The sequence below is a fragment of the Klebsiella sp. K-Nf6 genome (assembly GCF_002806655.1).
GTDB lineage: Bacteria > Pseudomonadota > Gammaproteobacteria > Enterobacterales > Enterobacteriaceae > Klebsiella > Klebsiella variicola.
The window spans coordinates 60,421-72,284 of sequence record NZ_PIBN01000002.1; the positions used below are offsets into that span (position 1 = coordinate 60,421).

15 protein-coding genes are annotated in these 11,864 nt (G+C 48.7%); 13 read left to right on the plus strand and 2 right to left on the minus strand.

What is annotated here, in order from left to right:
* Window positions 1-11: 11 nt before the first annotated feature.
* Window positions 12-599, minus strand: coding sequence for a GNAT family N-acetyltransferase (locus tag CWM61_RS04555; RefSeq protein ID WP_100630772.1), 588 nt, complete (start codon window positions 597-599; stop codon window positions 12-14).
* Window positions 600-1,112: 513 nt separating this feature from the next.
* Here CWM61_RS04555 and CWM61_RS04560 point away from each other — a divergent pair.
* Window positions 1,113-1,934, plus strand: coding sequence for an isocitrate lyase/PEP mutase family protein (locus CWM61_RS04560; protein ID WP_100630773.1), 822 nt, complete (start codon window positions 1,113-1,115; stop codon window positions 1,932-1,934).
* 351 nt (window positions 1,935-2,285) lie between these two features.
* Here the strand turns inward: CWM61_RS04560 and CWM61_RS04565 are convergent, their stop codons facing one another.
* Window positions 2,286-2,675, minus strand: a complete 390-nt coding sequence (locus tag CWM61_RS04565; RefSeq protein ID WP_100630933.1) for a winged helix-turn-helix transcriptional regulator — start codon at window positions 2,673-2,675, stop codon at window positions 2,286-2,288.
* 91 nt (window positions 2,676-2,766) lie between these two features.
* Here CWM61_RS04565 and CWM61_RS04570 point away from each other — a divergent pair, with 91 nt between their 5' ends.
* From CWM61_RS04570 to CWM61_RS04625, 12 genes are all read left to right on the plus strand, one after another.
* Window positions 2,767-3,174 (plus strand): DoxX family protein, encoded by a 408-nt coding sequence (locus tag CWM61_RS04570; protein WP_100630774.1) that lies wholly within the window; start codon window positions 2,767-2,769, stop codon window positions 3,172-3,174.
* Between the two features lie 17 nt (window positions 3,175-3,191).
* Complete coding sequence (locus CWM61_RS04575; RefSeq protein ID WP_100630775.1) at window positions 3,192-3,938, plus strand: SDR family NAD(P)-dependent oxidoreductase; 747 nt, start codon at window positions 3,192-3,194, stop codon at window positions 3,936-3,938.
* A 30-nt stretch (window positions 3,939-3,968) separates the two neighbouring features.
* Window positions 3,969-4,712, plus strand: a complete 744-nt coding sequence (locus CWM61_RS04580; protein WP_100630776.1) for an SDR family NAD(P)-dependent oxidoreductase — start codon at window positions 3,969-3,971, stop codon at window positions 4,710-4,712.
* A 24-nt stretch (window positions 4,713-4,736) separates the two neighbouring features.
* Window positions 4,737-5,075 (plus strand): VOC family protein, encoded by a 339-nt coding sequence (locus tag CWM61_RS04585; protein ID WP_100630777.1) that lies wholly within the window; start codon window positions 4,737-4,739, stop codon window positions 5,073-5,075.
* A 579-nt stretch (window positions 5,076-5,654) separates the two neighbouring features.
* Window positions 5,655-6,308 carry a hypothetical protein gene (locus CWM61_RS04590; protein WP_227521371.1) on the plus strand — a complete coding sequence of 218 codons (654 nt, stop codon included), beginning with the start codon at window positions 5,655-5,657 and terminating at the stop codon, window positions 6,306-6,308.
* Between the two features lie 132 nt (window positions 6,309-6,440).
* Window positions 6,441-6,635, plus strand: a complete 195-nt coding sequence (locus tag CWM61_RS04595; RefSeq protein WP_005967095.1) for an AlpA family transcriptional regulator — start codon at window positions 6,441-6,443, stop codon at window positions 6,633-6,635.
* Between the two features lie 14 nt (window positions 6,636-6,649).
* Window positions 6,650-7,234, plus strand: coding sequence for a DUF2857 domain-containing protein (locus tag CWM61_RS04600; protein WP_100630778.1), 585 nt, complete (start codon window positions 6,650-6,652; stop codon window positions 7,232-7,234).
* Complete coding sequence (locus CWM61_RS04605; RefSeq protein ID WP_100630779.1) at window positions 7,224-7,433, plus strand: TraR/DksA family transcriptional regulator; 210 nt, start codon at window positions 7,224-7,226, stop codon at window positions 7,431-7,433. Before CWM61_RS04600 ends, CWM61_RS04605 begins: the two co-directional genes overlap by 11 nt.
* 361 nt (window positions 7,434-7,794) lie before the next feature.
* Window positions 7,795-8,028: a hypothetical protein gene (locus tag CWM61_RS04610; protein WP_100630780.1), complete on the plus strand. Its 234-nt coding sequence runs from the start codon at window positions 7,795-7,797 to the stop codon at window positions 8,026-8,028.
* A 76-nt stretch (window positions 8,029-8,104) separates the two neighbouring features.
* Window positions 8,105-8,812: a lytic transglycosylase domain-containing protein gene (locus tag CWM61_RS04615; protein WP_100630934.1), complete on the plus strand. Its 708-nt coding sequence runs from the start codon at window positions 8,105-8,107 to the stop codon at window positions 8,810-8,812.
* On the plus strand, window positions 8,812-9,105 hold the full coding sequence (locus CWM61_RS04620) for a TrbC/VirB2 family protein (protein ID WP_039356906.1): 294 nt from the start codon (window positions 8,812-8,814) through the stop codon (window positions 9,103-9,105). Before CWM61_RS04615 ends, CWM61_RS04620 begins: the two co-directional genes overlap by 1 nt.
* 10 nt (window positions 9,106-9,115) lie before the next feature.
* Entirely contained in the window at window positions 9,116-11,860 is a 2,745-nt protein-coding gene (locus CWM61_RS04625) for a VirB3 family type IV secretion system protein (RefSeq protein WP_100630781.1), read from the plus strand.
* Window positions 11,861-11,864 lie beyond the last annotated feature (4 nt).

The window sequence follows — 11,864 nt, forward strand, 5'->3', positions numbered from 1 at the left end:
AATATTAAATGTTAAGAACTTTTATAATTGTAAAGTTTATGCTCAAGTCGTGAGATTACCTCGGGCAACTCATCATCAATTATGCTGTACCTTACAGAATTGCGTTTTCTTCCATTTGGCATAATTCTTTCATTACGGACAACACCTTCCTTCACTGCCCCCAAACGTAGAATTGCAGCTTGAGAGCGTTCATTAAGCTCATCAGTTGTAAACTGAACACGAACACAATTAAGCTGCTCAAAGGCGTATCGTAGCAGTAATAGTTTACTTTCAGTATTTGCAGCTGTTCTTTGCCAGCACTTCGAGTACCAGGTATGGCCAATTTCAAGCTTTCGATTATCCCGATCGATTTTCCAGAAACGTGTCGAACCGATTATGCTCATATCTGCTGTGAGAGTAATTGCAAAAGGCATAACAGTCCCTTCAGCCTCTCCTCGCAGAGCTTTGCTTATATAAGCATCAACGGTTTCTAAAGAGGGAACTACTGTGAATGGCAGTGACCAGAGTTCACCATCGGATGCGGCATCAACAAGCGCCCGCGCATCTGTATAATGCAATGGGCGTAGCGTGATCAGTGAGCCTTTTAGTGTTGGAGTCATATTCAAGCCTTACAGTTCGTAAAATTTGATTTCAGTTTATAACTGCATACTTTCAGTTCTATATTTTGCTTCAATTTTATTAAAAAATCTTGTTTTTTTTTGCACATAATCAAGACGCCAATTAACTAGAGTTTTTCACTGACTCACTATAAACCAATAGAGAATTGTTCTTCTTACACCATTAAATCACTTCTCCCTATAATCTCATAACCATCTATACACATAGTACACGGTGTTGTTGAAGGGTTCTTCATATTAATTATTAAGTTAGTAATGTACACGAACACCAAAACCTCATCAATCAAGAGCATAAGCTACAACTACTGCCAGCTGTAAATTTTTTAACCCCCCCTTAAAATGAGAGGTTTTATAATATATACATACACGATGTAATTTCGTCATACTCTATTTTCATCAACCCTCATAAAATCATAAAAAGGTTTGAATCTTGATATAGTCAAACTGGTTCAGTAGCCTTGAACCGTAAGTTAACCACCATCATAAGGAATAGATATGTCTTCAGATAAAATTTCACGCACGCGTCGTGCTTTTAAACTCCTTCATCAATCAGGATGCTTTGTATTGCCAAATCCATGGGATGCTGGCAGTGCAAGTCTGCTGGAGTCATTAGGTTTCAAAGCCCTTGCCACAACCAGCTCAGGATATGCCTGGTCATTATCTCGACCAGATGGTGGATTAAACCGCATTCAAACACTAGAACATATGCGCTACATGGCGGCCGTTACAGACCTTCCTGTGAATGCGGACTTTGAAAGCGGATTTGCCGAAACCGCAGATGGTGTAGCTGAAAGCGTGAGACTTGCTGTCGCAACTGGTGTGGCTGGTATATCGATTGAAGACTCAACTGGAAATTCTACATCCCCATTAAGAGATATGGCTGAGGCAGTGGACAGGATACTAGCCGCTCGCGCAGCAATTGATGCTACAGGTGGTGAAACATTGCTTGTAGCACGCGCAGAAAACTTCTTTGTAGGCCACTTTGATATAGACGACACGATCCAACGTCTCAGGGCTTATGCAGAGGCAGGAGCGGACTGTCTTTACGCTCCTGGCTTAAAAACGCGTCAACAGATAAGTACCGTTGTAGCGGCAGTTGCTCCTAAACCTGTCAACGTGTTAATCAGTGGGAATACCGACCTGACGCTAGATGAGCTTGCTAGATTAGGAGTAAGACGCGTTAGCGTCGGCGGGGCATTTGCAAGAGCCGCAATGGGAGGACTTCTGCGTTCAGCTGTAGCTGCAAAGCACGGGCGGTTCGACGCCTTTCCTGATAGCCCATCTGCAACAGAACTAAATCTTTTGTTTAAAAAGTAATACTGCATTAACAGGTTTTATGGCTATTACGCGTGAAACCATCTCGTGGGATGGCCAACAATCACCTATCACTCCTTTAACGGGACCGATTCGCTGACAACCCTTATTATTTTGAAAACATGTGAGTCTATTAAAGGGAACTGAGCCACGCTCTAAATTCCTCTTAGCGCGTGTCAGATATCGCCAACTTAGCAATCACTTTACCCGCAGTACGTCGCTTTCGTTAGATTCACTGTGGCTACAGCCCTATGAAGATTATCTTCAACGTGCTTTCTTCAAGCCTCAGACTGCACGAGAGTGAGGTAGATGGGAATTATTAGAATGAAATGACAAATTAACGGCCCTTATGAACTATAAGTCAGGTTCTACAGCCTTAGCCCGACGTCCGCGAGAAGTCAGTTTTACAGGCAAGGTATTGCCATATTGTCTCCACCATGCAGTCAGTGCTTCCATCGTCGGCCCCAAGCCCTTCGCTTTGAGAGTGATTTCATACTCGACGCGTGGAGGAACTTCCGCGAACACGGTTCGTGAAACTAAACCATCTTCTTCCAACTCACGCAACTGTGCTGTCAGCATGTGTTGTGTAATACCTGGAATGGCTTTACGTAGCTCTCCGAAGCGGTAGATACGTTGATTTAGAAGCCACATGATCTCGAGTTTCCACTTGCCGGCGAGCAATCCAAAAGCACGTCGCATCTCTTCGTGCATATTGATTTCACTCTCAATAGTCTGTTTTTCCATACTAACCACCATTATTTCATCCTACTTGCGGACTTTCATGTTAGCGCACATCCTAACGCCAAGTCGATATACCTCTAGCTGAGAGCCGCACATGATCACGAGTTACGCTTATTGGATTAGCACTTTATTGCTGACATTGCTCTATCTGGCGTCTGCTACGTTGTACGTGGCAAAAAAAGATTGGGTACGCCAGACCCTTGCTGAATTGAACTATCCGGCTTCGTACCTTGTGCCACTCATGGTAGTGGTGAAGGTGCTGGGGCCGCTCGCAATCCTGTCGCGCGTCAGTGTACCGCTGAGCGATCTGGCATATGCCGGTATCTTCTTTCACCTATTGCTATCCGGTTCGGCGCACCTTGGCGTGCTTAAGCCCAAGGGTGCGCTTCCTGCCGTCCTGGGCCTGGTGCTCATGTTCATCTCGTTCAGCACCCAGAACGTCGCACGTAACCCCCCTTCGTCGTACGGCGCTGTCATGACAGCGCAGCAAACCACCCCCTAACTCTGAAAGGAAAAACCATGTCCAGACTCAACGGAAAAGTCGCTCTCATTACGGGCGCAGGTCGCGGTATCGGTCGTGCCACCGCCAAACTATTTGCCGCCGAAGGCGCTAAAGTCGCTGTTCTCTCGATCACTCCCGCCAATGTGCAGGCGGTGGTCGCCGATATCGAGGCACTTGGCGGGACTGCACTCGGTGTGCCTTGTGATATCAGTGACGCAGATCAGATCAAAGCTGCCATCGCTAAAGTCGCAGACACCTATGGCAGAATCGATATCCTCGTGAACAATGCCTTCGATTCATCGGTGCCATTCTCGTCGGTACTTGATCTGACGGTAGAAAAACTCCAGCGCAACTTTGATGTCGGGCCAATCGCTTATCTACGCACCATGCAGGCGGCCTATCCCTACCTCAAAGCGAGCGGCGCAGGCCGCGTCATTAATTTCGGCTCGTTGGCAGGCGTGACGGGCCTGGTTGGCTATGCTCCCTACAACATGGCCAAGGAAGCCGTACGAGCCCTGACACGTAATGCAGCACGGGAATGGGGCGCGGACGGAATTACCGTCAACAACGTTCTCCCGGTGGCTGATACCTGGGGCGCTGCCGCAGCCAATGCGCCCGCTCCAACTAATGCACTCGCTCGTTTCGGATCACCCGAGGAGGATGTTGCGCCTGTGGTGCTTTTCCTGGCGAGTGATGACAGCCAGTTCATCACCGGCTCCAGCCTAACGCCCGACGGCGGTTCAATCATCGATGCCGCACGCTAAACCTTTTCACTCTACTATGTGGAGACAAAGATGAGTCGTCTTAGTGGCAAAGTAACCATTATCACAGGTTCTGGCCGCGGCATTGGCCGCGCCACCGCCAAGCTCTTCGCTGCCGAAGGTGCAAAGGTTGCAGTTGTTTCACGCACGGCATCCCAAGTGCAGGCCGCTGTCGCAGAAATCATAGATGCTGGTGGTACCGCACTCGGCATTCCCTGCGATATCGGCCAAACCGACCAAATCAAGCATGTCGTCGATATTGTGGTGACGGCTTACGGAAGCATCGACATTCTTGTTAACAACGCTTTCGACTTCAGCGCGGCGAACTCATCGATCGCGGATATGTCGGTCACACAGTTGCAAAAGAACTTCGATACCGGCCCTATCGCGACACTGATGTTTATGCAGGCCAGTTATCCGTACTTGAAGGCAAGTGGTCATGGCCGGGTCATCAACTTCGCCTCGTCCACCGGTATTCTTGGCATACCGGGTTTTGGGCCCTACAACATGGCCAAGGAAGCTGTTCGTGCGCTTACGCGCACGGCAGCTCGCGAATGGGGAGTCGACAAGATCACGGTTAACACTGTGCTACCGCTGGCGCAGACCTGGCCTGACGAAGCCAATATTCCTCTTCCTAATAATGTGGCTGGCCGCTATGGCATTCCTGATAAGGATATCGCCCCCGTTCTGCTTTTCCTTGCCGGTAAAGACGGGCAATTTATCACCGGCTCCAGCCTGGCTCCAGATGGTGGTTTCATCATCGACAGCGGCCGCTAATCCATTCAGTTTAAGGAAATAAATATGAAAATTCACGCCATCACCATCGACACAGCGCATCCACAGAAACTGGCCACCTGGTGGTCACATGTCCTAGGGATCGCTGTTGCGAATGACTATGGTCAGATCGTCCAACTGGCAGATTCTAATTCTTTCCCTCTATTTCAGTTTCAGAAGATCGATGATGTACCGACACAGCGCAATCGCGTTCATGTTGATCTGAAAACCTCCGACCTTGACGGTGAAACCGGACGCCTACTTGAGCTAGGTGCGACGTTAGTGCAGAAATTTGAACTTCCGCAGTTTCGCTACACAACGTTTGCTGATCCGGACGGCAATAAGTTTGATCTCGTTCAGGAATAAATCCACAGAGTTCGTCTTTTACGGGGTGCAATATGCATCCCGCTTTTACCAAAACCATTAGAGTGAAATTTTAATTTGGTTTGACTGACAAACCAAGCAAAGGAAATAAATAAAAACCACCTGTCAGCCATTTATAATACGTTATTCAAAACATACCCTTACAAACATCTTAATACACTACTGGAGACTGATTATTTATTACATTTAAGAAACAAGTCTATCCTGTTCACGCCTCAATATTTTATTTAAGAAAATAAAATCATATCAAGGCATTCAATAAAAAATCAATTAAGTTCAAAAACGGAGATAGTACCATGAAGAAAATCACTACTAATTTTGAATTTAGAAAAAGGATGTGTGACTGGAATACCATACCAGAAGTTATCGAGCTTACATGTAAAAAAAATTAAGCGAGAGCGACATTTATCGTTATGCATTGATTGGTGATATTCAACTTTCTATATATTTCCAATCACCATCATCTTGAAGAAAATTTTGAGTCACCACAAAAAACCCAAGTTACGTTCAGTTGGCAACTCACTCATTAGTCGAATATGTTTCCTGGATGGAAACCGAATTATGAAGGGGAAAGATTTTATTTTCAGCACCGAAGATGTAAACACATACCCCGAACAGCAAGTTCTTGATACGAATTTATTTGGGTATGAATATGTACTAATTCAAAAATTATTATCCCATCATCTTGGGATCCCTAAACCAATTATAGGAGCAAATAGCATCAACAATGGATTTACAGTAACAATATCAGGGGATACTTTTCAAATATTCGAAAAAAAGACACGTTTAGAAAGAGTAAAAGATCAGCTGCGTTGCATATCAGATCAAATCAATATTGATTTTGACGAAATATTTAACTTACCAGACATCAATCAATACTCCAAACCAGAATACTTCCCTGTTTATAATTTTCCGAAAGATGCTTGTTTTGTCATTCGCCGGGACGAAATCGAAAAAGTAATGTCATTAATCGGAAATAAAACCAATCCAGAATCTCCCCCCCGCATATCCACTCCCCTCTCTCGTCTGTTATGGCTGGCTTGCAAACATAATGAGGCTATTAGTCCCTTAATCAAACAGCCTTATAAACTCATATCTATTTTCGAACAATGGGCATCAGTTGAAGGGATTACTGACAGGCTTAGTGGTGACACACTAAAAACCGCACTTGAGCGCGGTTCACCAAACACTTCTTATAAGCCATTGAATCAATGATTCTCTATCTAATTTGAGTTCCGTATTAAGGATACTGATATCCGCAATACGGGCTCATCAACTTTAGATTCCCGCCTCTCTGTGTTTTTTTGTCATCTCCGGGCATATCCCATTTCTGCACTGGAGGTATTTATGACATCTCATCAGTTATTACGCCTGAAACAAGTGGAAGTAAAAACCGGTCTGAAACGCTCACAAATCTACCTGTATATGAAAGAAGGTACCTTTCCTTCTTCAATAAAGATTGGGCCTGCCAGCGTAGCCTGGCTCGAATCTGAAATTGATGAATGGATTAACCTCAAATTGGCTAACCGCTTAACGCGTTGAAGGGAGGTGTACCTATGTTCCCCTCACTGAATTATGCGGTATTAACAAATGCCCTTGCCGCCCTCAAGGAAGGCAACTTTCGTTATTGTGAAACGTTAGGATTCACATTCGACGAATTGAATACCCTCAATCAGCTGTCCGTCGACGAATTGTTCATCGTCATCCGTGCATCCACAGAATTTATGTCAATCACCGTCCATCATGACGCCTTAAAACAGATCCTGACGTTTTCACGTGAGGAGGCACACCATCAGCAACAGATTAATCGGGCCATAAGATTAAGAGGGTCTATTGCGCTCTTGAATCATTTTTTTGGCCTCACCTCAAATGAGGTCTGTACTCGTCGCCGACTACTGGGGGTCACTATCCCTTATGGCCGAACGCCTATCCCTGATGAAACTATTGATGCCGAAATCTGGTTGTCATGGCAAAAGAGCCGCCATGACAACCTTGATACTTCTGAAGCGCTGGAAGCGATGATGCAGGTCACTGAATCATTGTCTTCTCGGGAAAAAGGGCCTTCCCTCACCGCCGTCTGGAACCGCATCACCCTTTGTGAGAAAGAAGCACTGAACAGGAGGACATCGCATGCCAGATGAGATCGACCGCGATCAAGAATTTAATGAGCAGCGACTGGAAGAAATGATTGAACAGAGCCGTTTCAAAGCGGCTGCCACACCCTCACGATCCCACTGTCGTTTCTGCGGTAAGCCCATTCCAGAGAAGCGAAGGCTGTCATTGCCCGGGGTGACAACCTGTATTAAATGTCAGTCCATACTTGAACGCCGCAATCGCTGAAAATAATCATTACGACGTGTGAGGAAATTATTTTCTTTGCACGTCTTTATATTTCTCCATATATAAAAGCTCATCCCAATGAGTCCCTTTCTTTATTTTATCTCTCATCAACATTTTGACTTTCACATATCCACTCCCTGACTGAAATAGCATCCTCAACACACCAGTACTCGATGGTCCACCTGATGGGCGTTTAATCGTCCAAGGCGAGCATTGCTCTTTAAAAATGTGTTTCGGGCTGTCACGCAACCACAATTCAGGGTGCCGCTGAATGTTCTCGCTGACCCGTTAAAACCGGAATGCAGAATCGGGATGTGACTCGTTTATTTCATTCATTGTCGTTCTGATGAGAGGAAAATTCATGAGAAAACCCATCTACCACGTATTTGTCACTCAGGAAATCCCTCCCGATACACTGGGTGAAAAAAACACTTACTGGACCAGGGTTGGCGTGGCTTTTGCTCACAACGGCAAGCCCGGTATGAATATTGTCCTGACACCCGGTATTGCGGTTTCCGGCAAACTGGTCCTGCTTGAACCACGGGAGGATAACAATCTGCCACAGAATGCGGAGCCCGGCGAAACGACGCTTTAACCCTTTTTTATTACTCCATACTCCGCAGCGTGCCGGGTCGATTGACTGGCATACTGCCTTCAATTCCGAGGCCATCATGCTTTCCACCACTGCCTTTCTGGCGGCGGCCATGCAGTGTGCCGCCAGCATTCATCCGTCCACTGCGCTCGACGTGGCACGGGTGGAATCCGGTTTTAACCCCTATGCCATCGCCGAAATAATTCCGAAGGCAACTCGCTCCCTCGGAGATAACAATGTTATCTCCCATCAGCCCGCCAGCCGGGACAAAGCTGAGCTCATTATTCGCCGCCTTGTGACACAGGGCCGCCGTTACTCTGTGGGACTGATGCAAATCACCAGTACCAATTTCCATCATTACGGCGTGACGGCCTCTGACCTGCTTGATCCTTGCACCAATTTGTCCGTTTTTGAACGCATTCTCAGCGACTGCTACCAACGTGGCGGTTCTCTTGAAAGAGCCTTGAGCTGCTATTACTCCGGCAATTTCCGTACCGGACAACAGCCGGAAGCGGCTTTTTCCGGGACCAGCTATCTGCAGCGCATGGGTTATGTTTCGGCATCTCCCCGTTATGCCGTACCGGGCACCCGCGAGGATAAATCCACAACATCGAATCCCCTCGAAGCCATCCCTGCTGATAAGCCATCCCCTCCCCGTCTCATCTGGCCGGGGACAGTTGTCCGGGGCATCCCCGCAAAACTCCGTCAGGGGAAAATCGCCATCGCACAGACCTCCGCGCTGTCAGTACGTCGCAGCCTCTCTCAGTCACCCCGTGAGGAAGAATAATGACACTTTTTCGCAAGCTAAAGACCGCTGTCAGTGCTGTTTCCGTAGGTGTGCTCATGGTTTTTTCAACAACTCCGGCATTTGCCGATGGTTTCACTCGCGCAAATACCGTGATGGAAAAGGTCTCCACCGGTCTTCATGGTCTGGCGGCGATCACCATCACCGTGGCCGTGATCTGGGTGGGTTACAAGACCCTCTGGAAAGGCGAAAGCCTGTCCCAGTGCGCCTACATCATTATTGGCGGGATCCTGATTGGTGGAGGCAGTGAGATCGGCGCACTGCTCATGAGCTGAGAGGTCATCTATGGCAAAGTTGCTCAAAGCAATGAAACGCCCGGCTGCATTGTGGGGGGTGCCGATGGTGCCCCTGCTGGGTGTCACCGGTATCACCATCATCGTCGCTGTCTGGACTTCCGTCGCTTTCCTTACCCTGCTCCCGGTTGAATTTCTGGTGATGAAATCCGTCACCCGGAATGAACCCATGCGGTTCAGCCTGATTGCCGTCTGGCTCAGGGCAAGAGGAAAACCGGCAGCAAACCGTCTGTTTGGCGCAACAACATTTATGCCCGTCGAGCATGATGCTGTTGATATCACGGAGTTTCTCAACGCCATGAAACTGAATCAGTGTGCCACGCTCAGGAAGTACATTCCGTATTCATCGCATATTCATCAACATGTTGTTCGCTCACCACACAGTGATCTCTATTGCACCTGGGAACTGACGGGGACCCCGTTCGATTGCGAATCAGACGAAACCCTCAGTATTGACCGCAACCAGTTGCACGGACTCATCCGCTCATTTGAGGGGATGCCGGTCACCTTTTATATCCATAACGTGCGGGAGCCGTTTACCGATTCGCTGCATATGGCATCCGGCAACGCTTACGCCGATGAAATCAGCCGTCTGTATTATGCTTCGCTGGCGGCTGATCCATTTCGCCGTAATCGACTGTTTCTGACTGTCTGTTACCGTCCGTTTGTCAGCCTGGAAAAAGCCGGGCGCAGACGCATGAATGACGGCAAAAAACTGAAAGAGCTGGACGCTGCACTGCGGGAAATGCTGGAAATCAGAGGCTCGCTCGATACCGCACTGTCACGCTACGCCGCACGTCCTCTTGGCACGTTCACCGAAGATCACGCGGTATTCTCCTCCCAGTTATCCTTTTATGAGTACCTGTTGACGCACCAGTGGCGCAGGGTGCGCGTCACCCGCGCTCCGGCCTATTCGATGATGGGGTCGGCGGCGCTGTTCTTTTCTGGCGAGTTCGGGCAGATAAACCACGCCAGCGGTACACAATATTTCCGGGGGCTGGAGGTGAAGGAGTTCCCGGAGGAGACCGAGACAGGGATGATGGACTCGCTGCTGTACGCTCCCTGCGATTACATAATCACTCAGTCGTACACCTGCATGTCACGTGAAGAAGCCCGCAAGGCCATCAAACGTACCCGCCGTCTGCTAATGAGTTCGGATGATGATGCGGTGTCACAGCGACTGGATCTGGATGTGGCGCTTGACCTGCTGACCTCGGGGAAAATCGCCTATGGAAAACACCATTTATCCATCATGGTGTTTTCCCGCTCGCTGTACAGCCTGGTGGCCGATACCAGTGAAATCAGCAATGCCCTGAACAACCTCGGCATTACACCGGTTCCCGCTGCGCTTTCTCTTTCAGCTGCGTATATGGCACAACTGCCCGGCAATTATCACCTGCGACCCCGAAAGGGAGAGCTGAGCAGTCAGAACTTTGTTGAGCTGGCCGCATTGCACAATTTCTATCCCGGAAAGCGCGATAAAGCGCCCTGGGGGGGTGCGATGGCCTTGCTGCGCACCCCGTCAGGGGATGGCTACTATCTGAACCTGCATAACACGCTGGCGGACAAGGACGAGTTCAACGAGAAGAATCCGGCCAGTACCTGCATTCTCGGCACCAACGGTTCGGGTAAAACCATGCTGATGACTTTCCTTGAAAACATGCAGCAGAAATACGGGCGTAAGGACAGTTTTTCTCCGGATGCGAAAACCAAACGACTGACCACCGTTTATCTGGACAAAGATCGGGGCGCGGAAATGAATATCCGGGCGCTGGGAGGTCGTTACTACCGTATTACGCATGGCGACCCCACGGGTTGGAACCCGTTTTCGCTGTTGCCCACGAAACGTAATATCAGTTTCATCAGTCAGTTGATGAAACTGCTGTGTACACGTAACGGCGCGACCATCACGCCCCGTGATGAACGCCGACTGAATGACGCCGTACTGGCGGTGATGAGTAATGAACCACAGTATCGCATCCATGGGATCACCCGTTTACTGGAGAATCTGCCAGAGCCTGCCACCCGGGAGGCACAAGAGAACGGCCTGAGTATTCGCCTGTCGCAGTGGGCGCAGGGTGGCGAGTTTGGCTGGGTGTTTGATAACACATCGGATACCTTCGATATCAGCCACTGCAATAACTTTGGCATTGACGGCACAGAGTTTCTGGATGATGCCAATGTCTGTGCGCCGATCTCCTTTTATCTGCTGTATCGCATCACTACGCTGCTCGACGGTCGACGACTGGTTATCTTCATGGATGAGTTCTGGAAATGGCTCCGGGATCCGATCTTTAAGGATTTCGCCTATAACCGACTGAAAACCATTCGTAAGCTCAACGGGATGCTGGTTGTGGGCACCCAGTCCCCGGCGGAGATCATCAGGGATGAGATTGCGCCCGCCGTTATTGAGCAGTGCGGCACGCAGATCCTGGCAGCCAACCCCAGTGCCGACCGGGCGCACTATGTTGACGGGATGAAGTTTGAACCGGAAGTGTTCGATGTGGTGAAAAATCTGGATCCTCAGGCCCGCCAGTATGTGGTAGTAAAAAATCAGTACAGGCGTGGCGACATAAAACGTTTTGCTGCCCGCGTGACGCTCGACCTCTCCGGTGTCGGCAGATACACCCGAGTGATGAGCGGCAGCGCCGACAACCTCGAAATATTTGATTCCCTGTACCGTGAAGGGATGCAGCCCCATGAATGGCTGGAATCCTACCTGGCACAGGCACTCTGATAAC

Coding starts and splice junctions, on each gene's coding strand:
- CWM61_RS04615 (WP_100630934.1), top strand. CDS start 8,105: ATGCTTTCCACCACTGCCTTTCTGGCGGCGGCCATGCAGTGTGCCGCC.
- CWM61_RS04610 (WP_100630780.1), top strand. CDS start 7,795: ATGAGAAAACCCATCTACCACGTATTTGTCACTCAGGAAATCCCTCCC.
- CWM61_RS04555 (WP_100630772.1), bottom strand. CDS start 599: ATGACTCCAACACTAAAAGGCTCACTGATCACGCTACGCCCATTGCAT.
- CWM61_RS04595 (WP_005967095.1), top strand. CDS start 6,441: ATGACATCTCATCAGTTATTACGCCTGAAACAAGTGGAAGTAAAAACC.
- CWM61_RS04625 (WP_100630781.1), top strand. CDS start 9,116: ATGGCAAAGTTGCTCAAAGCAATGAAACGCCCGGCTGCATTGTGGGGG.
- CWM61_RS04560 (WP_100630773.1), top strand. CDS start 1,113: ATGTCTTCAGATAAAATTTCACGCACGCGTCGTGCTTTTAAACTCCTT.
- CWM61_RS04580 (WP_100630776.1), top strand. CDS start 3,969: ATGAGTCGTCTTAGTGGCAAAGTAACCATTATCACAGGTTCTGGCCGC.
- CWM61_RS04590 (WP_227521371.1), top strand. CDS start 5,655: ATGAAGGGGAAAGATTTTATTTTCAGCACCGAAGATGTAAACACATAC.
- CWM61_RS04600 (WP_100630778.1), top strand. CDS start 6,650: ATGTTCCCCTCACTGAATTATGCGGTATTAACAAATGCCCTTGCCGCC.
- CWM61_RS04570 (WP_100630774.1), top strand. CDS start 2,767: ATGATCACGAGTTACGCTTATTGGATTAGCACTTTATTGCTGACATTG.
- CWM61_RS04605 (WP_100630779.1), top strand. CDS start 7,224: ATGCCAGATGAGATCGACCGCGATCAAGAATTTAATGAGCAGCGACTG.
- CWM61_RS04575 (WP_100630775.1), top strand. CDS start 3,192: ATGTCCAGACTCAACGGAAAAGTCGCTCTCATTACGGGCGCAGGTCGC.
- CWM61_RS04585 (WP_100630777.1), top strand. CDS start 4,737: ATGAAAATTCACGCCATCACCATCGACACAGCGCATCCACAGAAACTG.
- CWM61_RS04620 (WP_039356906.1), top strand. CDS start 8,812: ATGACACTTTTTCGCAAGCTAAAGACCGCTGTCAGTGCTGTTTCCGTA.
- CWM61_RS04565 (WP_100630933.1), bottom strand. CDS start 2,675: ATGGAAAAACAGACTATTGAGAGTGAAATCAATATGCACGAAGAGATG.